This is a genomic window from Agrobacterium tumefaciens (genome assembly GCF_017726655.1).
GTDB lineage: Bacteria > Pseudomonadota > Alphaproteobacteria > Rhizobiales > Rhizobiaceae > Agrobacterium > Agrobacterium tumefaciens_B.
In genome coordinates this window covers 1192342-1218328 of record NZ_CP072309.1, presented here as the reverse complement: position 1 = coordinate 1218328, position 25987 = coordinate 1192342, and the positions used below count along the sequence as shown (strand labels likewise).

Annotated in this window: 23 protein-coding genes; 17 read left to right on the top strand and 6 right to left on the bottom strand. The window is 57.7% G+C overall.

Annotated features, from left to right (window positions below):
- The first annotated feature begins 69 nt into the window (after positions 1-69).
- Positions 70-1065, top strand: a complete 996-nt coding sequence (nadE, locus tag AT6N2_RS19860) for an NAD(+) synthase (protein WP_209090952.1) — start codon at positions 70-72, stop codon at positions 1063-1065.
- 12 nt (positions 1066-1077) lie between these two features.
- On the opposite strand, the gene AT6N2_RS19855 is transcribed toward nadE, so the two are convergent.
- The 4 genes from AT6N2_RS19855 to AT6N2_RS19840 form a co-directional block, all read right to left on the bottom strand.
- Positions 1078-1833, bottom strand: coding sequence for a hypothetical protein (locus AT6N2_RS19855; RefSeq protein ID WP_209090950.1), 756 nt, complete (start codon positions 1831-1833; stop codon positions 1078-1080).
- 368 nt (positions 1834-2201) lie between these two features.
- Positions 2202-2870 (bottom strand): N5-glutamine methyltransferase family protein, encoded by a 669-nt coding sequence (locus AT6N2_RS19850; RefSeq protein ID WP_209090948.1) that lies wholly within the window; start codon positions 2868-2870, stop codon positions 2202-2204.
- 432 nt (positions 2871-3302) lie between these two features.
- The gene (locus AT6N2_RS19845) at positions 3303-5546 is read right to left on the bottom strand and encodes a polysaccharide deacetylase family protein (protein WP_209090946.1); all 2244 of its coding nucleotides are present in this window, start codon (positions 5544-5546) and stop codon (positions 3303-3305) included.
- Between the two features lie 145 nt (positions 5547-5691).
- Complete coding sequence (locus AT6N2_RS19840) at positions 5692-6081, bottom strand: acyl-CoA thioesterase (protein WP_144576784.1); 390 nt, start codon at positions 6079-6081, stop codon at positions 5692-5694.
- 173 nt (positions 6082-6254) lie between these two features.
- On the opposite strand from AT6N2_RS19840, the gene AT6N2_RS19835 reads away from it, so the two are divergent.
- The 16 genes from AT6N2_RS19835 to AT6N2_RS19760 all read left to right on the top strand — a co-directional run bounded on the left by AT6N2_RS19835 (position 6255) and on the right by AT6N2_RS19760 (position 23579).
- Positions 6255-6449, top strand: a complete 195-nt coding sequence (locus AT6N2_RS19835; protein WP_063950240.1) for a hypothetical protein — start codon at positions 6255-6257, stop codon at positions 6447-6449.
- Between the two features lie 286 nt (positions 6450-6735).
- Positions 6736-8331: a peptide ABC transporter substrate-binding protein gene (locus AT6N2_RS19830; protein ID WP_063950239.1), complete on the top strand. Its 1596-nt coding sequence runs from the start codon at positions 6736-6738 to the stop codon at positions 8329-8331.
- A gap of 52 nt (positions 8332-8383) precedes the next feature.
- Positions 8384-9307, top strand: a complete 924-nt coding sequence (gene oppB / locus AT6N2_RS19825) for an oligopeptide ABC transporter permease OppB (protein WP_063950509.1) — start codon at positions 8384-8386, stop codon at positions 9305-9307.
- Entirely contained in the window at positions 9300-10430 is a 1131-nt protein-coding gene (locus tag AT6N2_RS19820; protein WP_209090943.1) for an ABC transporter permease, read from the top strand. Before oppB ends, AT6N2_RS19820 begins: the two co-directional genes overlap by 8 nt.
- A 1-nt stretch (position 10431) precedes the next feature.
- Complete coding sequence (locus AT6N2_RS19815; RefSeq protein WP_209090941.1) at positions 10432-12042, top strand: ABC transporter ATP-binding protein; 1611 nt, start codon at positions 10432-10434, stop codon at positions 12040-12042.
- A 677-nt stretch (positions 12043-12719) separates the two neighbouring features.
- On the top strand, positions 12720-13109 hold the full coding sequence (locus AT6N2_RS19810) for a hypothetical protein (protein WP_209090939.1): 390 nt from the start codon (positions 12720-12722) through the stop codon (positions 13107-13109).
- Positions 13110-13183: 74 nt separating this feature from the next.
- A complete protein-coding gene (locus AT6N2_RS19805; RefSeq protein WP_209090937.1) occupies positions 13184-14224 on the top strand; it encodes an ABC transporter substrate-binding protein in 1041 nt (346 codons plus the stop codon).
- A 10-nt stretch (positions 14225-14234) separates the two neighbouring features.
- Entirely contained in the window at positions 14235-15119 is an 885-nt protein-coding gene (locus tag AT6N2_RS19800) for an ABC transporter permease (protein WP_209090935.1), read from the top strand.
- A gap of 9 nt (positions 15120-15128) precedes the next feature.
- A complete protein-coding gene (locus AT6N2_RS19795; protein ID WP_209090933.1) occupies positions 15129-15932 on the top strand; it encodes an ABC transporter permease in 804 nt (267 codons plus the stop codon).
- Complete coding sequence (locus AT6N2_RS19790) at positions 15929-17008, top strand: ABC transporter ATP-binding protein (protein WP_209090932.1); 1080 nt, start codon at positions 15929-15931, stop codon at positions 17006-17008. Before AT6N2_RS19795 ends, AT6N2_RS19790 begins: the two co-directional genes overlap by 4 nt.
- Before the next feature lie 110 nt (positions 17009-17118).
- Positions 17119-17985 (top strand): TauD/TfdA dioxygenase family protein, encoded by an 867-nt coding sequence (locus AT6N2_RS19785; RefSeq protein WP_209090930.1) that lies wholly within the window; start codon positions 17119-17121, stop codon positions 17983-17985.
- A 32-nt stretch (positions 17986-18017) separates the two neighbouring features.
- Complete coding sequence (locus AT6N2_RS19780) at positions 18018-18668, top strand: RraA family protein (RefSeq protein WP_209090928.1); 651 nt, start codon at positions 18018-18020, stop codon at positions 18666-18668.
- A complete protein-coding gene (locus tag AT6N2_RS19775) occupies positions 18665-19618 on the top strand; it encodes a carbon-nitrogen hydrolase family protein (RefSeq protein WP_209090926.1) in 954 nt (317 codons plus the stop codon). Before AT6N2_RS19780 ends, AT6N2_RS19775 begins: the two co-directional genes overlap by 4 nt.
- Before the next feature lie 16 nt (positions 19619-19634).
- Complete coding sequence (locus AT6N2_RS19770; RefSeq protein ID WP_209090924.1) at positions 19635-21008, top strand: MmgE/PrpD family protein; 1374 nt, start codon at positions 19635-19637, stop codon at positions 21006-21008.
- Positions 21009-21129: 121 nt separating this feature from the next.
- Positions 21130-22227 (top strand): ornithine cyclodeaminase, encoded by a 1098-nt coding sequence (locus AT6N2_RS19765; protein WP_209090922.1) that lies wholly within the window; start codon positions 21130-21132, stop codon positions 22225-22227.
- A gap of 11 nt (positions 22228-22238) precedes the next feature.
- Positions 22239-23579 (top strand): MmgE/PrpD family protein, encoded by a 1341-nt coding sequence (locus tag AT6N2_RS19760; protein ID WP_209090920.1) that lies wholly within the window; start codon positions 22239-22241, stop codon positions 23577-23579.
- Here the strand turns inward: AT6N2_RS19760 and AT6N2_RS19755 are convergent, their stop codons facing one another.
- A complete protein-coding gene (locus AT6N2_RS19755; RefSeq protein ID WP_337926175.1) occupies positions 23580-24641 on the bottom strand; it encodes an amidohydrolase family protein in 1062 nt (353 codons plus the stop codon). It abuts the gene before it with no gap.
- Positions 24642-24969: 328 nt separating this feature from the next.
- Entirely contained in the window at positions 24970-25704 is a 735-nt protein-coding gene (locus tag AT6N2_RS19750; RefSeq protein ID WP_209090918.1) for a response regulator transcription factor, read from the bottom strand.
- Positions 25705-25987 lie beyond the last annotated feature (283 nt).

Here is a 25987-nt window from a genome sequence, read left to right as displayed (position 1 = left end):
GCACCGCGGTGGGAATTGCGCGCTTTTTGATCGAAGCGGCGCGTCGGAGCATTTGGAAAGGCGACGACTTTGGACGTTGAGAGGAAACCGGTATCCTTCGGTCCTGATGTCTTCGATCTTGATGTCGAGGCTGAGACCCTTCGCATCGTGGAGGCGCTCCGAGGGCAACTCCGCAGCCAGCGCAAACGGGGGCTGGTCCTCGGCCTGTCCGGCGGCATCGATTCGAGCGTCTGTGCGGCTCTGGCGGTTAAAGCCGTAGGACAGAGTAACGTCTGCGCGATTTTCATGCCTGAAGCGGATTCCGATCCGGACAGCCTTCATCTTGGCAAGGCCGTCGCGACAAGGTTCGGTCTTGAAGGCATCGTCGAAAATATCGGGCCGACATTGCTTGCCATGGGTTGCTATGAGCGCCGCGATGCATTTATCCGCCAGATCGTGCCGGATTACGGTGTTGGATGGGCCTCCAAAGTGGTGATCTCCAGCGCCTTGCAAGGCGGTTTCAGTCTCTCTTATCTGGTCGTGGCGGATCCCCAGGGAAAACAATCCAAGCATCGAATTCCGCACGCCGCCTATCTGGGCATTGTCGCAGCCTCCAATATGAAGCAGCGAACCCGCAAGCAGATCGAATATTACCACGCCGATCGTCTGAACTTTGCTGTTCTCGGGACCCCGAACCGGCTGGAGTACGATCAGGGATTCTTCGTGAAGAACGGCGATGGCGCGGCCGATGTCAAACCCATCGCCCACCTCTACAAGAGCCAGGTCTATGCGCTGGCGCGGCATCTGGGCGTGCCGGACGACGTCCTCTCACGACCGCCGACCACCGACACCTACTCTCTGCCGCAGACCCAGGAGGAGTTCTATTTTTCGCTGTCGTGGGATCGTATGGATCTGTGCCTATACGGCCTAAACCATGACATCCCGCATCATGAAATTGGTGCGGCCGCGCAGCTCACACCGCAAGAGGTCGAGCACGTGCTCGCGGACATCGTGGCAAAACGGCGCGCGACGCGCTACCTGCACCAACGCCCGCATTTGGTGGAGGACATCAGGGAAATCGGCTGAGGATAACCCATTTCAGGCTACGCCGCCGCCGAAAAAACGGTTCCATGTTTCTCCTGCCAGGCCATTGATGAAGCCACGGCCATCAAGAAAAGGCTCCGCAAGGGTCGGATCCTTTGCGTGGATGACGCTGGCCGACAGATTGGCAAACAGCATGGAGCGTCCAGGCGCCACTTTAAGAAGCGCGGGAGTGCTGCGTCCGCGCAGGCCCGCCGCGCCTCGTCGAAACGCATCGGCGAATAAATGGTCGAGAATGAGACCGTAGTTCGACGTCGTCGATGCGATCTGCAAAACACGCGCAATAGCGCCCGGCTTCGTGTGATACAGAAAGCCGCCCAGGATCGCTCCATCCTTTCGACGCACGATGCCGATGACGGGGTCGCCATATTCGGGTTTTTCCAAAGAAGCGTTCAACACATGCTCAAGATAGCCGTTGCTCCAGTCAGGACGCGCTGCAAATGAATTGCCAAGACGGAGGACGAGGGCGGCGAAGGCTGCAATGTCGCCAACTTCGGTAAAGACGTTTGCGTTGATTGGCTCCGGAACGAAACCGGTCAGTCCCGATGACGTGCGACGCCTCTGCAAAAGCCCGTCCGCGTAACCGGCAACGGTGCCAACGGCTCTGAGAAAAGGCAGGCGGTGTGAGCCGGCGGCAAATGCGAAGCTGGCGGGCCGTAAAATGCGAAACCACTCGAGGCTTTGTTGACCGATCACGCCGCCGCGTAGCTTCTCCCACATTGTCTTGGTGACGGTGCTGGCGGTTTCACTCAAGGAAATATCCTGAGCCCCGGCCAGAAATCCCTTTAGCAGACGCGCCCCCGCCAGCGGATCTCTGCCTTGCCGTTCCGTCATGAGTGCGCCACAAAACGCAGCCCTGACGCTGCGGACCCCGGTCTCGAACGCTGCGTCATCAATGAGGTAGGGTACCGTATGGACACCGATAAAGCCGGAGACACGTCCGTTTTCAGTGACATGGACGAGCGAAGGAATATCCGCATCCCGGAAAGGTCCATCGAAATAAAATTCCCCAAGATAATTTTTGATGGATGCAGTCGTCCGGCCTCGTCTTCGAAGGAATGTTGCGTGATAAAGGTCTGCGACATCCTCAAGGTCGCGCTCTTCGAGGGGGCGAACCGCACTCACGGGTTTTGACCCACGAAACGGGCGACAGCCACTCTTGGATGTCCATCATCGTCCTCGGCGAACTTTACAAGCTCGAATACGCCAGATCTTGAAAGAAGCGAGCGTACCTGGCGATCCTGGCCCAATCCGAATTCAAACAACAGATATCCCCCTTCCCGTAGATAAATTGGTGCTTCCTTAACCAGCCGTTGCTGGATGGAAATGCCGTAGGGGCCACCATCGAAGGCTTCGCGCGGCTCGTTGACAAGCAGGTGCGCGCTTTCGCCCGACAGCTTTCCGGTCGAAATATAGGGCGGGTTGCAGACGACCATCGTGCATCGGCCTTCGGCACCCTGATGCGCCAGTGCGGAGAATAGATCGCCCTGCAGGACTGTAACTCTGGCCGCAAAGCCGAGCCGCTCGACGTTTGCACGTGCCACGCGCACCGCATCGTCGGTTAGATCCGCGGCAAGGACCGTGGCATCAGGTGACGCCGCGGCCAAGGCGCAGGCGAGATTACCCGAGCCGCAACACATATCGATCAGAAGATGTTTTCTTTCGGGAAATTCTCCGAGGATCAAGATTGACGTCCGCGCCAGCAATTCGGTCTCGACGCGCGGCGCAAGCACAGTGGTATCGACAATGAAGTCCAGACCCATGAAGTAAGGTTTATTCTCCGAAGCCATGGATATCCCGCCAAACAAGGCAGATATTAAGCCTCTTAATGGTTACCAATTCACCCCTCATTCAGGCGCCACTCAATATATGGATCTTGCGCTCAAACCCAGCGCAGCGAAATAAATATCATCCCGCCAAAAATTATTGTCGAGCCTCTAAAAATAATTCTTCCCTAGACGCTCTAGCACACATTTCGTGGGGCAACTTTTGGACCGTCCGTTCGGATCTCGGAAGCCGAAGCAACGCCACGGGAGGCAAAATGCAAAGTGTGCTGCGCCACGCAAACGAGCTCCCTCAATCAAGCACAATTTCGCTATACGCCGTCTACTCACCTCGATCACGCCGACGAGGAGCGCTTATAGTGAGCCGGCCAGCGGCTGGGAGCGATGAAATGGAGCCCAGCAGGAAGCTAACGCGGTCCTACGTCAAACGTACATGCATCAGAGGAACCGGAAAGGCAGCCCGGATATCAGCGCTTTGACGAAGCGCTTTTTTTGGAAGCGTCCGTTGAGCGAAACGCGGGACAACTGTGTCGGCCTCTCAAGGTTTTGGCGGCTGATAGTGCCGGCCTGCGTGGTCACAGCCACGGGATATCCAGCGTCGTAAACCGCCTTTGCTTCGCGCGCTCCCGCGGCCGTCACCCAGCCATAGGGGTAGGAGAACGACCGCGGCCTTTGCCCGGAATAGGACTCCACCCGCCGTGTCGACTCGGCGATCTCGTAAGCGAGCCGCTCCGCATCGATCTTGCACATATTCACATGTGTCATGGTATGCGCGCCGAGATGAACCAGGGGGTCTTTGGAAAGCATCCCGAGTTCAACGGCATCCATGACCAACTCGTCCACGATGGCGAGCGGGTCAATGCCGTGTCGGCTTGCCGCGTGGTCAATTCTTTTGACCGCCTCGTCCTCCTCTGACTTCTGGACGAAATCTTCCAGGCGCGTGAACGCTTCCGCTTTCTGCGACGGGCTCACGCACGGCACCTGCTCCGGCCCCATTCCGAAATCGAATTCGAAGGATGTGGCTTTCTCCGTCAGGGCGGCTGCTGTTTCCCACCACAGGCTGCGCGTTCGCTCGACAAAACCCGGCGTAATGAAAATCGTATAGGGCACCGCATATTTGCGGAAAATCGGCGCCGCAAATTGGGAATTGTTGCGATAACCATCATCCAGCGTGAAGGCGCAAAACGATCTGGTGTCTCGGGGGTCGGCCAGCAAAGCCGGCAGATCGTGGAGATGAACGGGCACAAGACCCGATTCAAGCGCTGCCTGAATAGCCTCTTCCAGGAATTCGGGTGTGACAGACAGTTGAACATTTGGTGCGAAGGCGGAGATGGCCGCGCCCGGCCGCACGTGGTGAAGTGTGAAAATCACCCCACGTCCGCCAAAGGATGGAAATGCTGACCGCACGGGCCGTAGAGCGCTTAACTCCAACCCCGCTCTTATCATCGCATATTTCGCGATTTGCCTGAGGGGCGGAACAAGACCAATCTTCGTCGTCGCCGTCGCTATTTGCGGAAGAATTCGTTTTTTGAGGACCCGCCAGACCGTCAGCGGCAGATCGATCAAACCCGGCATGGGATCGTTGAGGGCAAATGCGGCCCAGCTGCGGATTTTGATCAAGGAAGCGAAATAGTCTGTCATCCTCGCCTGTCCCCGGCGCGCCAGTGTGAAAGCCGCGACCGTGTCGCGGATGAGATAAGACCACGAAACGCCCTGCCGCGCAGTGGCAGATTGGTTCGTCGACGCCTCATTGGCAACCCGCCACAACAGCGCGCCAAGATCAACGCCAGCAGCTCGGCATAGGCCGAACCACGACCATGGCCGCGGGTTGACGTCGAGGAGTTTAAGTTCGCCGTCGCGGCTGTCGAATTTAAACTCAACCTCGACCAGCCCGCTATGGCGAGCCAATCGCAGTATCTTCCGGGCCGCATCGACCGCCTGCCGGTTATCTATGACCTCGACTCGGGTGCTCGTATAGCCGAAATTGACCGGATATTGCCTGGCGCGCCGAGCGGTAAATTCCGCGACCGGCTCTCCATCTAGCCATAGTGCCGCATAGGAAAACTGGCTTTCTCCGCCGCCGGGAATAAGTTGCTGTACGACGACGTTGCTAGCGCCAATTTCCGCGCTCGCATCGGCGAAAGCCGATCTCAGCGTCCGACGATCGTCCGCGCGGACCACTTTCGCGCGCGCGATTACTGTATCTCCACCGCCCATGTTCGGTTTGAGAATGATGGGAAAGGCCACGTCGAGCGCGTCGATATCGGCAGCCGATGCCAGCGCGTAGGTGCGCGGAATGCTGACACCAAGCTCCAGCGCGCGCTGATAAAGAAGCGGTTTCTCGCAGAGCCACTTCAGTTCCGCCCAATTCGGCAGGATGATCCGATAGAGGGCCGAAAGCTCGTCACGATGCTGGGAAACGAGTTGAACCTCACCATCTCCGGACGGGACAAGCAGATATCCCTTCAAACCATGCGTCTCGGCCAGTTGGTTCAGGAAGAGAGCTGCGCCGGCATCGTGCGGGCCCGCCCATCGAATTGTCTTGCGCACGAAACGCGACCAGCGCGGCAAAGGGGAATCGTGGGTGAGGTAAACAACCGGCACATCAAGGGCACCGAGGCTGCGGGCAAGCGCAAGTGTGCCGTGAGCACCGCCTACGATAACAACACCTGGAATGGTCAAAGCCTGGTCCCCATCCTATTCCATGTCTTGATCGCAAAAATTGATAAATAAATTGGATATTTCTAAAGTATCGGCCTATGGAAATTGAACGGAGGGGAGGCCAACTCCCCCTCCCCTGCGGCGCCCTCTTCAACGGATCTGATCGTCATGCCTCTTTGCGCACAGGGCGTGGTTCACCCTTGTCATCCACGGCAACCATGATGAAAACGGCTTCCGTCACCTTATCGCGAGAATCCTGATAGTGCCTGCGGGTCCAGGCCTCGATCTTAAGCGTGATGGATGTGCGCCCGATTTTCTCGATCCTGCTGTAGACACACAATGTGTCGCCGATCTTGACCGGCTTTTTGAAAATGATCTCGTTGACTGCCACGGTAACGGTGCGTCCGCCAGCCACGTCGTTGGCACGCACGAAAGCCGCAAGGTCCATCTGCGACATGACCCAGCCGCCGAAAATGTCGCCGGCCGGATTGGCGTCGGCTGGCATTGCAAGCGTTCTCAGTGTCAGTTCCATATCGGCGGGCGGTTGCTGGTCCATTTGCCAAGTCCTTTCATAAACCTCCCGCTGCCGGACTTAAACCAGCCGCCCCTGATCCGCCAATAGCCGATTTTTCGCAGCTGCCCTTCCAAAACAGCAAGGAATATCAGGCCATCGTAAGTTTCGGTTAACCATGATGAGGCACGATTCCAGCGAAACATGGGGGCGTGCGAATGGCCTATGACTGGAGTGGAAACAACACGATACAACAGCGCTACGACCGTATCGTCCTGGCGGTCGCGAGTGTGATTGCCGTCAGCCTCGCAACAGGCACGATTGCCCTGCAATCACAGCCGAAGCCTGACGCGCCGGTTCACATTGTCAAGCAGCAACGCCTCGCGTCGGACACATGGCACTTGCGCCTCTGATCCGTTCGATCTGACTTCCCGGGTCTGTCGAAAGACTCCACTGCAAAAGCCAGAGCCTCAGCAAGAACAACTGGCGCTTCAAAAGTTGTGGAGTACGGCTTTGCTTCCCCGCGTGTTTGCCAAGAAGCTGAAATACCGGAAAATGCTGATTTCCCGTGGCAATAACCATATCCCTTCAACGAAGCGCTCCGCGCAATTCCCAGAACAAATCACAATTTATTGTGGTTGCACTTCGTCGCGATTTGGACTTGGTTAGCGGCTCAAAAAACTCACGGGGAAAGAAACAATGTCGACCACAACCAAGACTCGCGCCGCACTTCTGGTGGGAACGCTTCTTTTTGGTGCAAGCTCCGCGCTCGCAGAAACGGTCCTGCACCGTGGCAATGCCGGCGAACCACAAACGCTCGATCAGGCACAGACGTCCATTAACATCGAAGCCTTTATCGTCAAGGACCTCTATGAAGGTCTGACGATCTATGATGCAGCCGGAAAGATCATTCCGGGTACGGCGGAAAGCTGGACGCTGTCTGAGGATGGTACCGTCTACACGTTCAAACTGCGCGCCGATGCGAAGTGGTCGGACGGTACGCCCGTGACGGCAGAAGATTTTGTTTTCTCCTACCAGCGCGTCGAAGACCCGAAAACCGCAGCGAAATACGCCAACATTCTATACCCGATCAAAAACGCCGAAAAGATCAATAAGGGTGAGACAGCCGTCGACCAGCTCGGCGTAAAAGCGGTGGATGACAAGACGCTTGAGATCACGCTTGAGCGGCCGACGCCGTTCTTCCTGGAACTCCTCGCCCATCAGACGGCTCTGCCCATTTCCAAGGCGAGCTTCGAAAAGAACGGCACGAATTTCGTGAAGCCTGGTGTGATGGTCTCGAACGGCGCTTACAAGCTCGAAGCCCATGTTCCGAACGACAGCCTGACGGTCGTCAAGAACACCAATTTCTGGGACGCTGCCAATACCAAGATCGATAAGGTAATCTTCTACCCCGTTGACGATCAGGCCGCCTCCGTTCGCCGTTTCGAGGCGAAGGAAATGGACCTCGCTTACAATTTCTCCGCTGACCAGATTGACCGCCTGCGCAAATCCTATGGCGATCAGGTGCATGTTTCACCGACGCTTGCGACCTACTACTACACCTTCGATACGCGCGAAGCGCCTTACGACGATGTCCGCGTACGCCGGGCGCTATCCATGGCTGTCGACCGCGACTTCCTCGCCAAGGAAATCTACAGCGGCTCGCAGGTTCCGGCCTATTCGATGGTTCCCCCGGGTATGGATTCCTACGGTGAACCCGCCAAGGCCGACTTCGCGACCCTGTCGCAGCTCGACCGCGAGGACGAAGCCCTTAAGCTCATGAAGGAGGCCGGTTATGGTGAAGGCGGCAAACCGCTGTCCATCGAAATTCGTTACAACACCAACCCGAACCACGAGCGTGTTGCGACCGCCATCGCCGACATGTGGAAGAACACCTTCGGCGCCAAGGTTTCCCTCGTGAACCTCGACGTTGCCTCGCATTACGGCTACCTCCAGGAAGGCGGCAAGTTCAACGTGGCGCGGGCCGGCTGGGTCGCCGATTATGCGGATGCGGAAAACTTCCTTGCGCTCTCCATCTCGTCCAACAAGACCTTCAACTACTCGAAGTTCAACAATGCCGAATACGACGCATTGATGAAGAAGTCCTATGAGGAAAAAGATCCGGCAGCACGCTCCAAGCTGCTGCATGAGGCAGAAACCATTCTCATGAAGGAACAGCCGGTGGCACCGCTTCTGACGCAGGCCGATCTCTGGCTGGTTTCCAACCGCGTCAAGGGATGGGTGGACAATGCTGCTAACGAACACCTCAGCCGCTTCCTGAGCGTTTCCGAATAAGCAGCGCTGGCACGGTGGCAGACACCACCGTGCCTTGCCGGAGCCCGAAAACATGATCTCGTTTATTCTGCGCCGTTTGGCGAGCGCCGTGCCGACGTTGTTCATCGTCGTCACGATTTCGTTTTTCCTGATGCGTTTTGCGCCGGGTGGCCCCTTCAATCTTGAACGTCCCCTGCCGCCGCAGACGATGGAAAACCTGATGCGGACCTATCATCTCGATGAGCCATTGTGGCGCCAGTATCTCATCTATCTCGGCAATGCCGTCACCGGCGATTTTGGCCCGAGCTACATCTACAAGGACAACACCGTCGCGCAGCTGATCGGCAAGGGCCTGCCCTATTCGCTCGAACTGGGTTGTTATGCCCTGTTGCTGGCGCTGGTGGGCGGTGTGCTTGCCGGCACGCTCGCGGCACTCAGGCAAAACAGCGCCTTCGATTTCTCGATCATGTCTATCTCGACGGTCGGCGTGACCGTACCGAACTTCGTTGTCGCGCCGGTTCTCACGCTTGTATTTGCCGTGCTGCTTGGGCTTCTTCCGGCAGGCAGTTGGGGCGACGGATCGTTGCGCTATCTCATTCTGCCAATGATCGCGCTCGCCTTGCCGCAGCTTGCAGTCATTGCGCGCCTGACGCGCGGCGCAATGATCGAGGCGTTGCGTATGGACCATATCCGCACGGCCAAGGCCTATGGGCTTCCCGCGCGCAGCGTCGTCGTTTTCCACGCCATGCGCGCGGCAATGCTGCCGGTCGTTTCCTATCTCGCCCCCTGTGCGGCAGCCCTGCTGACGGGCTCCGCGGTCATCGAGACGATCTTCACCATTCCCGGTGTCGGCCGCTACTTCGTTCTCGGCGCCATCAACCGTGACTATACGCTGGTGATGGGAACCGTCGTTCTCGTTGCCATCTTCGTCATAATATTCAATCTCGTGGTCGATATTCTCTACGGCCTGCTTGATCCGAGGGTCAGACATGACTGATATCCCCGGCACGAACGCCCATACGCAACAAGTCAAAAGCCGCAGCCTGTTCCAGCTGGCAGCCCTGCGTTTCAGACGCAACAAGGCGGCCATGGCTGGCTCCGTCATGCTGCTCCTGATCACTCTGTTTTCGTTTATCGGGCCACATTTTCTGACGCACACCTATGATCAGGTATTTTCGTCCTATGTCTCGGTGGCACCGAGTCTGGAGCCGCGCCCGGATTTGAACAACCTTCAGGGCGTGATGGAGGGTGTGGCAAGCCGCGCCCGCGTCGAGCTGAAGGAATTTTCCGTTGAGGGCCAGACATTTACGGCGACCATCACCTCCAGCAGCGCAATCGATCCGCGTGCCACACGATATTTCGACCGCGCCAACGAATTCGAAAATACCAAGGTGATTGCAACCGAAGATGACGGCCGCACGCTAAAGCTGGAAGGCGATGTCAACCGCGAATACTTCTTCTTCGGCACTGATTCGAATGGCCGGGACATCCTGGCACGCGTCATGCTGGGCGGACAGATTTCGATTGCCGTCGGTGTGCTGGCGAGCCTCGTTTCGCTGGGAATCGGCGTGGTCTACGGTGCAACAGCGGGCTATATCGGCGGGCGCGTCGACAATGTGATGATGCGCTTCGTCGAAATCCTCTATTCGCTACCCTTCGTTTTTCTGGTTGTGGTTCTGGTGGTCTTTTTTGGCCGCAGCTTCATCCTGATCTTCCTCGTCATCGGGGCGGTGGAGTGGCTGGATATGGCGCGTATCGTACGCGGACAGACACTTGCCCTGAAACGGCGGGAATTTGTAAGCGCGGCACAAGCTCTGGGTTTGAGCGACTGGCAGATCATCCGCCGTCACATCATCCCCAATACAATCGGACCCGTGGTCGTGTTCGTTACGGTCGTCGTGCCCAAGGTCATTCTTCTGGAAAGCTTCCTGTCTTTCCTAGGTCTCGGCGTTCAGGCACCATTGACAAGCTGGGGCGCACTGATCTCCGAAGGTGCCAATAATATCCAGTCGGCTCCCTGGCTTCTGATATTTCCGGCGATCTTCTTCGTGCTGACCCTGTTTTCGCTGAATTTCGTCGGCGATGGGTTGCGTGACGCACTCGATCCCAAGGATCGTTGACATGAATACGACAACAGAAACTATTCTCGCCGTTCGCGACCTCAAGGTGGATTTCACCACGCCGGATGGCACTGTCCATGCCGTCAAGGGCATCGACCTTGACGTCAAGCAGGGAGGAACGCTCGCCGTCGTCGGGGAGTCCGGCTCGGGCAAAAGCCAGACCATGATGGGCATCATGGGGTTGCTTGCATCCAATGGCGAGATCAGCGGCTCTGCGAAATATCGCGGGCGGGAACTGCTTGGATTGCCTGTCGGCGAACTGAACAAGATCCGCGGCGCGAAAATCACGATGATCTTTCAGGAGCCGATGACCTCGCTCGATCCTCTCTATCGGATCGGCGCGCAGATTGCCGAACCGATCATTCATCACCGGGGCGGCACTAAAAAGGAGGCGCGGGCGCGCGTTCTTGAGCTGCTCAAGCTCGTCGGAATTCCAGAACCCGAGCGGCGGATCGATAGCTATCCGCACGAGCTTTCCGGTGGTCAGCGCCAGCGCGTCATGATCGCCATGGCGCTCGCGAACGAGCCGGACATCCTGATTGCGGATGAGCCGACAACCGCCCTCGACGTCACGATCCAGGCCCAGATCCTTGATCTTTTGAAGTCGCTGCAGCAGCGTTTCGGGATGGCCATCGTCCTGATCACCCATGATCTCGGTGTCGTCCGCCACTTCGCAGATCGCGTCGCGGTCATGCGCCGAGGGGAAATTGTGGAGGCCGGGACAACGGAGGATATCTTCGAGCGCCCGAAGGCTGATTACACGCGGATGCTTCTCGATGCTGAACCCCGTGGGCACAAGCCCGCAGTCAGCCAAGAAGCTCCGATTGTGCTTTCCGGCCAGAACGTGACGATAGACTACACAATTCCGGGCGGCTTTCTGTCGAAATCGAGCAAGTTCCGGGCCGTTGATGGCGTGAACGTCAACCTTCATCAGGGACAGACGATCGGCATCGTCGGCGAATCTGGGTCAGGCAAATCCACGCTCGGTCGTGCGCTCCTGCGCCTGATCCAGGCGGATGGCCGGATTTTTTTCGGGAAGCAGGACATCACCGGATTGGATCGAAAGGCCATGCGGCCGCTGCGGCGGCATCTGCAGCTGGTGTTTCAGGACCCGTATGGTTCACTTTCCCCGCGACAGACGGTGGGCGAGATCATCACCGAGGGTCTCTTCGTGCACGATCAGGGCCTCAGCCGCGCGGAACGGGACGGGCGCGCGATCGAGGCGCTGAAGGAAGTCGGCCTCGATCCCGCGGCGCGCAACCGCTACCCCCACGAATTTTCCGGGGGACAACGCCAACGCATCGCCATTGCCCGCGCTATCATTCTGAAGCCCGAGGTCATCATTCTTGACGAACCCACGTCGGCGCTGGACCGATCCGTTCAGGGGCAGGTCATTGACCTGCTGCGCGACCTACAGAAGGCGCATGGCCTTTCTTACATCTTCATCAGCCACGATCTGTCCGTTATCAAGGCTATTTCAGATTACGTCATCGTCATGCGGAACGGAAAGATTGTCGAGGAGGGGGAGACAAACGCTATCTTCAACCGGCCGTCGGCTGAATACACCAGAACACTTATCAAATCCGCTTTTTCACCCGCCGTCGTGCCGTAGATAAAAAATGGAGCGCACGCAGATCGCAGCGCACCTGCTCCGCCCGTGCGAAACCAGTTGCTTTTGGGCAGGTGCTTATTAGACTGTGACGTCCAAGATGCGGGCGGCTGGTGCATATCGAGGTTAACATCTCCTTGGTCGCTCAATAGTGAGGCACAGGGGTCGCCACTTGCCGGAGCCTGCACGACCGTTGAGCGGTCGAAGCGCTCGTCTGGGCCCAGTATCGAACGTCGCGCACTATCGAGGAGCGCTGATTTCGCACAAACGTCAGGGCGCCTCGCTATTGCGGACGTGCGACCTGACGATCACGCACCATTCCCTTAGGAGCACAGGAGCCCATTATTAAAGGCCTGTCGCTGGTCGTTATCTGTTTACTCCTTCTTCGATTGTTTGATGACGTGGAAACGCCAGGAAAGACCGGCAGTCGGACCATGCAAACTTCAGCCCTCATCAGCCGTTGAACGACACTCGACCGACCAGAGTCGATCGTCTTCCTCACTCGATGATCAACCGCAAGTATGTTGCCTGACATAAATTGGCTTCACCCAAGAGCCGAATTGATCTATCCTGTTGGCCGACATGACAGTCGATGTGTATCCGGACGGCGAGGGTCGCCAAGGCAATGTCCGGCCACAAGCGACTTCGAAACTCGGCCGGGCTCTCAATGGAGAGTCGTCATGTCGGAACTATCTGCTGCATTCCCGTCCCTGCCCTTTACGCCCGTCGATGTTTGCGACGGAATACATGCTGCTGTCGCCTTCGAGGTGCTGCGCGATCAGTATAGCCTGCAGGCCGCGACAATCGCGGCGTGGTGCGCCATCGACGCGCGCACCCAAGGTGATGAGCACCGGTACCGTTTCTGGCTCGCCGTGTTTTGCGACCTTCGCAAGGCCTCGCCTGTCTTTTCTCTCGTGCTACCCACGGCCTCCAAACTGCGGCCGTTCTTCCCTGAAGGAACCAATTTTCTGTCTGCAAACGGCAGAGGCGGCGACGTTGATCGCCTGCTTCACTCCAAGGATATCGGGAGCGCTATTATTCGTCAAATTCGATCAATAATCGAAAACTAATATTGGAACTGGGACGCATTTCTTTCGCAAAGTCTCCGGGACGCCAGTCAACCAGACAAATGTGAGGGTGAACGATGAAATGGAAAATCCTGTTTGTTACATTAAGTGTAACAATGACTATGGCCGACAAGGCGAGTTCCGAGCAGTTGATCGTCAACAGCTACGGCGGACCCTACGAAGACATTATCCGCAGCCGGATCATTGAACCCTTCGAAAAAGAGTTCAATGTGAAGGTTACTTATGACGCCGTGGGGTCCGCGTCGCAAGATTACGCGAAAATCAAGGCGACACGCGGCCGGCCAGGCTTTGACGTCGTCGTCATGACTGCCTCTCAGTCCCTCGACGGGTGTCGCGATAACCTTCTCGAAAAGTTCTCAACCGAAACCGTACCGAATATCGCGAAACTGAATCCGGAGATCAGCGGCATCGCCGGGGCCTGCGGAGCCGTCCACGAGGTCCAGTATCTTTCTCTTCTCTGGCGCAAGGACAAGCTCGCGAAAGCGCCCGTCTCCTGGTCGGCGTTCTTTGATGAAGAGCTAAAGGGAAAGGTGATCCTTCCGACTTTCCAGAACATCATGGCGGCATATCTGATGCAGATCATGTCCGTCGCGAATGGGGGCGATCTTATGGACAACGTTGACCCAGGTTTCGAGGCCATGGGCAGGCTCGCCAGCCAATCGATGGGCTTCGAGCAGTCCTCGTCAATCATGGAAAATTACATCAAGGAGGGCGAGGTCTGGGCCATGCCGTTCTGGAACGGGCGTGCACAGCTCCTCGTCGATAGCGGTCTACCGGTTGATTACGTGAGACCGGCGGAAGGGACAATCCCGCTTGTCGCAACCTTGAATGTCCCGGTTGGCGCTCGCAACAAAGAGCTCGCATACAGGTTCGTCAATTTCTTCCTTGAAAAATCCAGCCAGGAAGCGTGGGTGACGGGCTATAACGTCGGCAGCGCCCGCACCGATATTGAGGTGCCCGATGCCGTCCGCGCGCGTCAAATCACAACCGAAGCAGATCTCAAGACACTTCTTCTCCCCGACCTTTCAGGTCTTGCAGCCAAGTTGCCCGAATGGGGTGCGCGCTGGGAGCGTGAAGTGATCGCGGCAGGGCGATAAGGGGGCGATCATGACAACAATCGAACTCCAGTCGCCAATCAAACCAAGCCGCCATCGGGGCTTCACACTCAGGCCCTATGCCTCGCTGGTTCCGCCTTCAACCGTCCTTTTGCTCTTTTTCGCTCTGCCAATGGGTATGATGATTGGAATGAGTTTCCATGGGAGCGACGGCGAGGACTGGACTATTGCAAATTATCAAAGGTTCTTTGCTGATGATCTGATGATGGCGGGTCTCGGGCGCACGATGCTGATGTCGGGACTCGTCGCGATTTGCGTCACTATCATGGCGTATCCGCTTGCTTATTATCTGGCTCGTGCGACGTCCCGATGGCGCATGGTTGTCTTCGCCCTTGCGATTGCCCCGGAACTCGCCGGCGTTGTCCTGCGCACCTATGGATGGCTCGTGATCCTGGAGGACCGGGGTTTTGTAAACTCGATGCTCCTGTGGGCGGGATTGATCTCCGACCCGCTGCCATTGTCAAGAAGCATGTTTGGCGTCGTCGCCGGCCTGACGCATGTCGTTCTGCCTTTCGGCGTTCTTTCGCTGATGACGAGCCTGCAAGGCATCAATCACAATCTTGAAAAGGCCGCGCATGTTCTGGGGGCTTCCCGGCCAGCCGTACTGCGCCACATCGTTCTGCCGCTTTCCGTTCCGGGGATCGTCAGTTCCCTGCTTATTGCTTTCACAATGGCGGCCAGCGCTTACGCGACACCAGCGCTGCTTGGAGGCGCGGGTTTCAAGGTTCTGGCAACGATGGTCTACGAGCAGGTGCTTTTCTACATCGACTGGCCGTTCGCGGCCGTGATGGCGAATGTGTTGCTTGTGGCAATGCTCGTCGCCGTCTTCATCGGCTCGCGCATTGAGGCGCGGCTCCACAATAAACTGCATCTGTAGGAGACGGTCGTGAACAGGTTTTTATCGATGACGTTCAGGATCTCGCTCGGACTCATCCTCGCATTCATCACGCTGCCGCTGCTGGTCGTGCTTGTGGCTTCCGTCAGTCCAACGGCGAGGATTGTCTTTTCGCCATCGCTCTGGACGACAAAATGGTACGGCGCCCTCATGTCCAGTCGCTGGATTGACCCATTTTTGCTGAGTGTCGAACTCGCATTGATCGTCACGGTTCTCAGCGGGCTATTCGGGCTGCTCGCAGCTTTTGCCGTCGCCTACGAGAAGTGCCCGGGCCATGCTGCAATCATGTCCTTCCTGTTGTCTCCCCTCTCCGTGCCGCAAATCGTCAAGGGGGTAGCACTCGTTCTGTTCCTGTCGTCGACCGGATTTTACACTCTCCTTGGTACGCCGGGCCTGATCATGGCCCACGTCATTCTCACGCTGCCATTCGTCGTGAGGATGATCGCAGGAGCGATGTTCAATGTCGACAAGAGGCTTGACCTTGCCGGCCGTGTTTTAGGCGCGAACAGGCTGCAGCGGATCCGCTACATCCTGCTGCCTTTGATCAAACCCGGTCTGTTTTCAGGAATGACCTTCGCCTTCATTCTCTCCTTCAACAACATTCCCTTGTCGGTCTTTCTCGTCCGGCCTGGCGAGACGACGCTGCCCATCACCGTCATCAATCATCTTGAATACAGCCTCGACCCGGTGTTGGCGGCGGTCAACGTCGCCTCCCTCCTTTTTATTCTTGCAGCCGTCTTCCTGTTTGAGCGGATCGGCGGTTTTTCGACACAGATACATGGTGGAAGCAAATGAGCACAATGGACATAGAACTGATCGCGGTTTCCAAGAGCTATGGAGCCAATCGGGTCGTCGACAATATCGATCTTTCCATTCCGGCCGGAGAATTCGTCAGTATTCTGGGGCCGTCCGGGTGCGGAAAGACAACCACCCTGAACATGATCGCCGGCTTTTCCGATCCTTCCGGCGGAGACATCCGGATCAGGGGACGGAGCCAGTTGGGTGTTCCGCCGGAGAAGCGCGGAATTGGACTGGTTTTTCAGAACTACGCCCTTTTCCCGCACATGACGGTCGCCGAAAATGTCGCCTTCGGCCTCAAGATGAAGGGAACTCCGCGCGCCGAGACCGAGACCGAGGTGCGATCGGCACTGAGACGCGTGCATCTTGAGGGGTTCGAACAGAGGTATCCGAAAGAACTGTCCGGCGGCCAGCAACAAAGGACGGCGCTTGCCCGGGCGATCGCGCCGAAACCGTCGCTGCTTCTGCTCGATGAGCCTCTGTCAAATCTCGACCTCAAACTGCGCGAGGCCATGCGTATCGAGCTCAAGGAGATACAGGAGGAGCTGGGTATGACCTTTATCTATGTTACCCACGATCAGGACGAAGCGATGGCCATGTCCGATCGCATCGTGGTCATGCATGGCGGCCTCGTGGCCCAGGAGGGCAAGCCCGATGATATCTATGATCATCCCCGATCGCGTTTCGTTGCCGACTTTATCGGAAAGTCGAACCTTCTGCCGGTTGCGTCCTTGAGAGCGGAAGGTGGATCGACAATTGTCGTGCTCGAAGACGGCCTTACCCTGACGGCATCGTCATCCGAAAATCCAGGCACCGTCCACTACTGCTGCCTGCGTCCCGAGGCCGTCCGTCTCACGCCTGCGGGAGAGGGAGTGCCCTCCCCGGTCAACAGGATCGACGGAAACCTGACACGGATCGTCAATCTCGGCGCTTACCGGGAATGCTTCGTTACCCTGTCAAACGGGACAGTGCTCAAGTCTCTTGTCCGCTCGACGAGACTGCCGGACTTGAGTGTTGGGCAATCGGTCGTTCTCTGGATCGATCCTGACGCGGTGCAGCTTCTCGATAGCTAGGATTGATCGTCAACCCATATCAATGAACTCAAATTGATATTGGAGACGGAGTGATCGGTCGCGTTACTCTTCCCTTGCAGAGAAAAACTATCCAAGGAAGGAACAGAAATATGCTCAATACCCGAAGGATTTCAGCGGTCCAGGACGGAAGCAACGTTTGTGCGGATATCGTTGGCTTCGACTTTAACGACTATGGCGAACAGGACATTGCAGAGGTTCGCAAATACTGGCTCCACTATGGCGTGCTTCGCTTCCAGAGTGCCAATATAACAGACCAGCAACACGTCGACTTTTCCCGTCATTTCGGGGAGTTCGTGATCCACCCCAAGCAATTGCAGGAAGGCGGACATCCGACGCACAAGGAAATCCTGGTGATCGCCAACACCATGAAGGACGGCAAGCCATCGGGGGCCATGGGCAACAGCGAGGCGACCTGGCACACTGACACCTGGTTCTACGAACGTCCGCCCGCCGGCGCGATTCTGCGAGCCGTGGAAGTGCCGGCGGAAGGCGGAGACACCTATTTTCTCTCCACCTATCAGGCTTACGACACCTTGCCTGATGACGTGCGAAAGGAAATCGACGGTCGGCAGATATTCTTCCAGAATGTCTACGACAAGACCGGCAAGCTTCGGCTTGGCAAGCGCGAGCCGAGGACCAGCGATTTCCGTGAGTGGAGCGGTATAGTCCACCCGCTGGTGCGAACCCATGCTGAAACCGGGCGCAAAGCGCTTTATCTTGGAGGAACGGCTGAAGGTGCCTGGATTGTCGGCATGCCGCTTGATGAAAGCGACGATCTGCTGACGCGCCTTTGGCGCCATACGACGGATACGAAGGAGGTTTTTGTCCAGAAATGGACGAAAGGCGACATCATGATGTGGGACAATCGCTGCACCATGCATCGTCGGGATTCCTTCGATCCGAACACGATCCGGATCATGCACCGGACCACGACCGCCGGCGAACGCCCGATCTGATCATTTCTGACGCCAGCAAAGCGACCTAATTCATGGAACAGTATCGGACAAAACCGGGAGAGCCCCCTCTCCCAACGGACCTCTGCGCCCTGCTGCGCGATGTTGAGACCGCAACCATCGGACATACCGAACATCTCGGCTTTCTCAGCACGAGCATCCGCCCGGTCTGCTCCGCGAAGGTCACCGGTCAAGCCCTCACCGTCGCGGCCCCGGGCCGCGACGGCGTTGTGATCTACAAGGCGATCGACCTTCTCCAGCCCGGCGATATCCTCGTCATCTCGAGGATCGACGGGGATGACATCGCATGTGTCGGCGGCGGTGTCGCGACGGCGGCAAAGGCGCGCGGCGCCGCTGCCATCATTGTCGACGGCCCGTGCACTGACATCGAGGAAATTGTCGCATCGGGTCTGCCGGTCTGGTGTCGCGGCGTCTCGGCAAAAACCACGAACCGGACATTCCGGATTGGTGGTTCCATCAACGTTCCCGTCGCCTGCGGCGGCACGGCGGTCCTTCCCGGTTTCGCGGTGCTCGCCGACAACGCCGGCATCTTCGTCGCAGACCGTTCACTAATGCGCAGCCTGGGTGAGGCTGCGCTGAAGCGTCAGGAACGGTCCGCACGGCTGCGAGCCCATCTTGCGGCAGGCCATTCAATCTTCACGTATGATGAGGGGCACTCCCAATGAAAATATCGCTCATTCAAATGAACTCCCAGCCGGACCGCCGGGCAAATCTGCGTCAGGCGCAGGCTCTGATGCTCAAGGCCGTCAAGGAGGAAGTGCCGGATCTTATCGTCCTGCCGGAACATTTCGACTGGTCGGGAGGTACCGCCGCGGAAAAACTCGCGGCAGCAGACTATATGCCTGGCGGTGCGGCTTACCGGATGGCACAGGAATTTGCCTGCCGGCACGGATTATGGCTCCACGCAGGGAGCATGCTTGAGCGTGTTCCCGGGGAAGAGCGTATCTACAACACCACTGTTGTGTTCGATCCCGAAGGGAAGGAGGCTGGCCGCTACCGCAAGATTCATCTTTTCGACATTGTGGCGCCCGACGGCAAAGCCTATCGCGAGTCCGCCACAGTCGCGCCGGGGCACGACCTGCTCGTCTATGACGCTTGCGGCCTCCGGATCGGCGCCGCAATCTGCTACGACCTTCGATTTTCCCGCCTGTTCGATCAACTTGCCGAAAACAAGGTCGATCTCGTTATTCTGCCGGCTGCCTTCACGATGCAGACCGGAAAGGATCACTGGGAGGTCCTGTGCAGGGCACGCGCCATCGAGTTCCAGGTCTATTTCGCCGCGTGCGGCCAATGGGGCGGTTACCTCGCGGCCGGTGGCGAGACCCGGCAGTGTTTCGGCAACTCGCTGGTTTGCGATCCCTGGGGGCAAGTCATCGCCCGCGCCTCGGACGGGATGGGAATTGCGACAGCACGGCTGGACAGCCAGCGAATACATGATGTGCGTCGGCTTATTCCGATGGCGCGCCATCGTCAGCAGTTTCCGGCCGCGGCATCCCGGGCATGTCTCGCTGAAACGCCGGGACCAGCAGCTCAACATTTGGCAGTCGATCATGCTGTCTGCGATGGGCTATGTTCGAGTTGCCGCAGCAAGACAGGCCTGCCTGCCTCATTTTGACAGTGGAGTGAGCATCATGACTGCCCCCGCAACGCTGACCCTTGCCGACTACCTCGTGAATACGACTTTCGAGAACCTTCCGTCCGACGTGGTAGAGAAAGCAAAGCTCTGCCTGATGGACTCGCTCGGGTGCTTTTTTGCCGGTCATCAAACCCCGGTCGCATCGGGTCTGGAACGGCTTTTGGCGGATATCACCGGAGGTTCCACCATGGCACCCTGTCCGGATCCCGCCTGGCAGGCATTTCATTACGCGACTTTGGCCAACGCCCTCGACCTCGATGACATCTACTGGAAGGGCCATCCCGGGGCGACGGTGATTGCTGCCGCGCTCGCAGTTGCCAACCGCTCGGGCTCTACGGGGCGCGACCTGATTGCTGCAATCGTCGCCGGATATGAGGTAGGGTGCCGCATTGGTATGTCGATCGTCAACGACACGCCGCGTAAGACAGTCCATGGCCACGGCACCTGGCAAATATTTGGCGCAGCCGCCGCATCGGCGAAACTGCTGAAACTCGATCGTCGACGAGCGGCCCATGCCTTTGCCATCGCAGCTGTCAATGCTCCTGTCGCTTCAGTCATGAAGACGGTTTACGGGACCACACCGACAATGGCGAAGAACAATTTTGCGACCGCGGCAATGGGCGGTGTCAATGCAGCGTTTCTGGCGCGTGCCGGATTTGAGGGGCCGCTCGACGTTTTCCAAGGAGACACCGGGTTCTGGCGGATGGCGGGCGCCGACGGCGCCGACCTGTCTCGGCTGAAGATCGGTCCCGATATGCGCTACGAGATACGAGACGTCGGCTTCAAGGCGTTCAGCTGCTGCAGGATCATTCAGAGCAGCGTCGAAGCTGCTGTTGAGGCTTTCGCTCTCGGAGCCATTGAAGAGACCGGTCATGACGTCAGGGGGATCGAGGTCTTCGCCTCGGAGATTGTCTGCCGTCCTCCATTCAATGATCCCGAACCCCGCGATATCTGGGCAGCACAGTTCAGCGCACCGTTTGCAATCGCGATGGGGGTGCTCGGGCATGCGGCCGGTCCGGAATGGTTCGCACCATCGCGTTTTGCAGAACGAACAGTGCGCGAGCTGACGGGAAAAATCCGGCTCTTTCCTCTGAGGTCGGTCGATCGAGCGCATCACCACCACGCGGCAAGGGTTCGTCTTCACCTGCTCGGCGGTCAGGTCGTGGAGACCACCGTCGAGGTTGCAAAGGGCGATGCTGCCAATCCGCTTGCGCCTTCATTCCTGGAGAAGAAGTTTTTGCGCCTGTCGGCGGGGCACTTAACCGGAAACGGAAGGCTGAAAATGCTGCAGTTCCTTAAACAGCTGCAGTTGAAAGACGACCTGCGGTTTCTGCTGGATGCGGTCCGTGTACCAGGATGCTCATGTTAATCTGCGGACAGTCCCATGTAACCGCAATGCATATTGTTGCATAAAAGATAGCTAATCTTGGCTTTATTTCCCGGCGATTCCTGCTGAAATCCTCTCGTTCGACATTCGAGGAGGATCACGCATGAGCCGAGGATTTATCAGTCGAAGCCTGTCAGACATACCGTGTTACTCCGCGACCGAGATCGCCAGGGATGGAGTTCTGCTTGATGGAAAGATCGTCCATGCGGTCGCCGGGAAAGCATGGGACGACATTGCCCTTGGCTCCGCGTACGGCACGAAATCGGTGCTTTCCATCCCGCTCGGGGAGACTGACGGGCACCCCTTGATCAAGGAGGCAGGTTTGCTCGAGGAGCGCCTCGGCTGGAAGCTGTCTTGCCTTTCAAGCGTCAACAGCCGCTACGGGGCAGTGAAGATCGTTGGCGCAAACGCCCTCAATCGGCAGCTTGGTCTTCCACGCTCACGGTCTACAATTGTCCTCATGGACAAGTTTACCCTCGTTCCTCTGTGCCTGCTGGATGGAACCGACATCTCCGCCGCCCGGACAGCGAGTTATGCGACGCTTGTTCTTGAGCGATTGCTGACGGCCCGTCGGGATATGTCTGTCTTCCTGTTTGGCGCCGGACCAATTGCCGAGAAGATTATTCTGGCGCTCGATCGATGCCATGGGGAGAGGGTCCGCGAGGTCCTTGTGCGTAGCCGGACAGGTGACTCTGCCATACGGCTCGCGCGATCGCTCAGAGAGAAGGTGACCTTCGACATCAAGCCTGTTTTGGACAACCGCGATCTCAGTCGATGTGATTTTGTGATTACGGCATCGAACGCCAAAGCGCCGGTTTTCGAGGCCAGTGAGATCGGCGACGCTGCCGTGCTTCATCTCGGTGGAGATGAGACCCCGCCCGCACATCTGGAGCGGGCGCTGCGGTGCGGTCGCGTTCTATGTGACGACGTGGCGATGGTGTCGCGCCGTGGTTCCCAAAGCCTAGCGCTTCACTTCTCGCGAAAGGGGACGACGCTGGAGCAGTTGGGATCCCTGCTCGGTATCGGCTCAATCGTGACGATCCTGGATTCGTCGGAAATCGGGAAGGAAAAACCTGTCCACATTACCTGTGTGGGCCTTCCCATGCTGGACCTTTATGTGGCCGCCCATGTCTATGAGGCTTTGTCTAGCGTCACAAATGATAACGCCAGCGGAGCGCCGGTTGCAGAAGCGATCCAGTGAGAGATGCTCCCATGTATTTAACGACGCTTCTCGCCGGATGCATTGCCGACCGCGTTTTCCATGGCGCGCCGGTAGAGGTCAGGAACAAGGCGCTGGCCTGTCTGTTCGATGCCGTGGTGTGCGCCCTCGCCGGAAAAAATACCACGGGATCGACCAGCGCCAAACTCGTTGCAGCCCGAATTTTCGGCCCCGGACCAGCACCTCTGTGGTTTTCGGATGACCGCTTATCGACCGTCGGTGCCGCCTTTGCCAATTCGGCTTCTGTATGCGCCCTTGATTTCGATGACGGTCATCGTGCAGCGCGTGGACATCCAGGTGCTGCGGTTATCCCTGCTGTTCTGGCCGCCTGCGCGGACAGCACAATCGACCCGGAGGACTTTGTCGCTGCGATTGTCGCCGGCTACGAGATCGCCATCCGGATCGCCGCCGCACAAAACCCTGACAACATAAAAAGCCGCCAGAGCGGTCTCTGGGCCGGCTACGGCGCTGTCGCTGCAGCCGGCTGTATCCTTAACACAAGCACGGATCATCTCGCTCAAGCCCTTGCGATCAACGGTGTTTGGGCTCCCAATCAGGCCGCAAACGGAAGTTCCGGCTATTCGAAGCTCACCGGAAATCATGCGAAAGAAGGAATCCCGTGGAGCGTTGTTACTGGCCTTACCGCACTCGAATTGGCCGAGGAGGGGTTTACGGGTCCGGCAGACATTCTCGATCACGCATCTCATTTCAATGGGGGGCGTATCAGGAGCGGACTTGGTCTGACCTGGGAAATACTGGGAACCTATTTCAAGCCATATTCATGCTGCCGCTATATCCATCCGGCCATCGATGCAACGCTGGACCTGATGCGAAGCCGGAGACTCGAGCCGAAAGACGTGCTGTCAATTGAAGTTCAAACGTTCAAATGGGCTCAGCGGCTGCAAAACAAGGTGATGCCGAAAACTCTTGTTGAGGCGCAATACAGTTTGCCGTTTTGTCTGGCCGCGGCGGTCCGTCACGGCGCCTCCGCTCTCGCACCCATCAATGAGCAGCTTCTCGAAGACGGGGACATCTGCTCCCTTACCGGCGCCGTCACCCTGACGGTTGATGACCAGATCGACCAGAAATTTCCGGCAGAAACCTTGGCGAGGGTGACGTTGACCACTCCTTCAGGCGAAATTACGTCCACCACCGCCATGCCGCGTGGGGATGTAGGCCGGCCGATGCTTTGGGAGGAACTCGAGAAGAAGTTTCATGGGGTCTGCAGCGGGAAAATGACTGCAGCGCGCGAGGAGGATTTCGACAGGGCGATTGATCATCTCAAATCCGGCGATCCTGTGCCGTTCCTGCAAGAGATTTCGGCCGACCTGTGATTATCGACGCACTCGCTCGGCCGCCGAAGCAGCCCAACCCTTCCCACCAATCGCTCCATTCCAGACCACAACCTTGCCATGGATGATGACATGGCGGACGCGTCCCAGATTAACATGATCGACGATCACGAGATCCGCGCGCCTGCCCTTCTCGATCAGACCGCGATCGCCTGCCAGTTGAGGAAAGGCGCGTGCAACGTTGCCGGTGGCCAAAGCGACAGCTGCAGCCGGTGACATCTGCTTTTTGCGAACAATGCGCTGGATTGCCACGAGGATGCCGTCCCAATGGCCGCCGGCATAGTCCGTCGAAATCGTATCGACGCATCCCGCCTCGATTAGAGCGTCGAAATTCGCCGGATTATTCCGCCAGCGTGTCTGGATGCTGTCGAGCGTCGAAACATCAATGGTGACGCCGCGCTTTCGCAGTTCGCGCGCGAACGATACGGATTCATCCGGCAGAAACATGGGATGGTTCGAGTGACCCGCGACGATGTTTGCGCTCGGGTATTTTTCGGCGACTTCGATCAGGCGTTCGACCGACGGCGCCGAATTATGAAAAATCGCCGGGAAGCCCACACGCGCGGCTTCTCGGGCCACTTCCCCAAAGCCTCTGAGCGCGAGAGCGACGGACGGCATCACGGAGGCAAGAATGACCTGACGGCAGGCTTGCGCGCTGCAGACGTCTGACAGACCAGCTTCGTCGAGAATCGCCTCCAATTCCCCGTCGGGAACTCCATCCTCGACTCTAAGGTATCGGCCGACCACCGCATTTCGCAACTGACGTGAAACCAGAGGTGAGACGTCCCGTCCCGTCGCCCGCTTCATCGCCTCGGGAATGAACCGGTATTCCTGCGCGCCGCCGCCCAACGTCTGTCCCCCGCCGACCTCGCCGAGCGCTTTTGCTCCCTGAGACAAAGCATCATCGATCGATGCCTGTCGATGCTGTTCGGTGAGGCCGGCGCCGTCAATTGCGAGTGCCGCTTCGATATTAGATGCCGTGTGAGCCGTGGAGATGTGGACATCTAGCGGATGTGCATCGCCCGCAAACGCCTCCTCAGGCAATGCCAGACCGCATACATTCAACAATGTCGTCGTCCCCTCGAGGAGATGCCTGTTCCTGTTCCAGAGAATAAGCTCCTTGTCGACAGGAGATGACCCGCTCGGCATGGATGGGCCGCTGACGCAGCCATGGGCATGCGCGTTGATCACGCCGGGAATGACCGTATAGCCAGAGGCGTCAATGACGTCGACCCCGACAGGATTGACGGATATGTTCCCTGGCTGGACGAACACGATTTTGCCCTCACCTATCCCAATGGACGCATTTTCGTGAAACGTGGTTCCATCTCCCGTTATCACCGAAGCACCAAGGATGATCCTGTCGAGCCGATTATGAGACATCGCGATCGCCTCCCAAACCGTCCTGAGCCTCGCGTGCAGGGGATTCCAGGATGTATCCGACACCGCGGACGGTGCGGATCAGATCGGGAAGCCCATCCTGCTTCAGTCTCCTTCGCAATCGGCCTATGTGAACGTTCAGGGTGCGCTCCTCGACGTGATGCAGCCGGGGCCACACCGCGCTCATGAGTGCCTCACGATGGCAGATCTCTGCCGGTCGCTCCATCAGGAAGGACAAGACAGCAAATTCCAATGGCCCCAGGTGGATGTTGTGACCGCCTCTTGAGACGCGATGATGCTCGAAATCGATCTCGATGCCGCCATAGGATAACTGACCTGTTCGCGCTTGAGGCGGTGTCCGATTGAGCGCAGACTTGCGCAGGTATTCAAGCAGCTTGATCGGCGCAAAAGGACGCACGAGACATTCGTCAGCGCCAGCGCGCTGCATGTCCACGTATTGCCCCTCGGCACCCGCACCAATGATAGCTAGAACGGGGACGGCCGCGGTGCGATTATTTTCCTTGATCCTGGCGCACACCTCAACAGCGGGAAAAGGATCAGGCCGGCAGTCAAGGAGCACGGCTTTTACCTGGGGATCGTCGGCAAGATGGGACATCTCTTCAACGCCTCTGGCCATCAGAACCTGATAACCCTCAACTTGCAGAATATGCGACAGGAGGAGAAAGAAGTCCGCGTCGACCGAACCGATCAGGATCAATTTTGTCATGAAATGTCCTTTACGCTGGCTGCAAGCCTTGAGAGCAGGGAGATTACTCCCCGACTTGAACCACCCTTCTTACGATTAATGTATCAATTTCCCTCAATTTTTTTCCAAAATCGACTACTAGAAGTAGTAGTCGTCAAACGCGGCGCATTGTGACATGTTTTAAATTTCGCTTTTGGTATCGGAGGAGACGGTGGCTGCCCGCACAAGTTGGCAGTTCACAAGAAAAGCATTGTAAGGACGGACATTTGGCCAGATCGAAGAGGAAAGAGACCGGGAAGGTCGT

Coding starts and splice junctions, on each gene's coding strand:
- AT6N2_RS19780 (WP_209090928.1), top strand. CDS start 18,018: ATGGAACAGTATCGGACAAAACCGGGAGAGCCCCCTCTCCCAACGGAC.
- AT6N2_RS19765 (WP_209090922.1), top strand. CDS start 21,130: ATGAGCCGAGGATTTATCAGTCGAAGCCTGTCAGACATACCGTGTTAC.
- AT6N2_RS19805 (WP_209090937.1), top strand. CDS start 13,184: ATGAAATGGAAAATCCTGTTTGTTACATTAAGTGTAACAATGACTATG.
- AT6N2_RS19785 (WP_209090930.1), top strand. CDS start 17,119: ATGCTCAATACCCGAAGGATTTCAGCGGTCCAGGACGGAAGCAACGTT.
- AT6N2_RS19790 (WP_209090932.1), top strand. CDS start 15,929: ATGAGCACAATGGACATAGAACTGATCGCGGTTTCCAAGAGCTATGGA.
- AT6N2_RS19810 (WP_209090939.1), top strand. CDS start 12,720: ATGTCGGAACTATCTGCTGCATTCCCGTCCCTGCCCTTTACGCCCGTC.
- AT6N2_RS19840 (WP_144576784.1), bottom strand. CDS start 6,081: ATGGACCAGCAACCGCCCGCCGATATGGAACTGACACTGAGAACGCTT.
- oppB (WP_063950509.1), top strand. CDS start 8,384: ATGATCTCGTTTATTCTGCGCCGTTTGGCGAGCGCCGTGCCGACGTTG.
- AT6N2_RS19750 (WP_209090918.1), bottom strand. CDS start 25,704: ATGACAAAATTGATCCTGATCGGTTCGGTCGACGCGGACTTCTTTCTC.
- AT6N2_RS19835 (WP_063950240.1), top strand. CDS start 6,255: ATGGCCTATGACTGGAGTGGAAACAACACGATACAACAGCGCTACGAC.
- AT6N2_RS19760 (WP_209090920.1), top strand. CDS start 22,239: ATGTATTTAACGACGCTTCTCGCCGGATGCATTGCCGACCGCGTTTTC.
- AT6N2_RS19815 (WP_209090941.1), top strand. CDS start 10,432: ATGAATACGACAACAGAAACTATTCTCGCCGTTCGCGACCTCAAGGTG.
- AT6N2_RS19820 (WP_209090943.1), top strand. CDS start 9,300: ATGACTGATATCCCCGGCACGAACGCCCATACGCAACAAGTCAAAAGC.
- AT6N2_RS19775 (WP_209090926.1), top strand. CDS start 18,665: ATGAAAATATCGCTCATTCAAATGAACTCCCAGCCGGACCGCCGGGCA.
- AT6N2_RS19770 (WP_209090924.1), top strand. CDS start 19,635: ATGACTGCCCCCGCAACGCTGACCCTTGCCGACTACCTCGTGAATACG.
- AT6N2_RS19850 (WP_209090948.1), bottom strand. CDS start 2,870: ATGGCTTCGGAGAATAAACCTTACTTCATGGGTCTGGACTTCATTGTC.
- AT6N2_RS19800 (WP_209090935.1), top strand. CDS start 14,235: ATGACAACAATCGAACTCCAGTCGCCAATCAAACCAAGCCGCCATCGG.
- AT6N2_RS19830 (WP_063950239.1), top strand. CDS start 6,736: ATGTCGACCACAACCAAGACTCGCGCCGCACTTCTGGTGGGAACGCTT.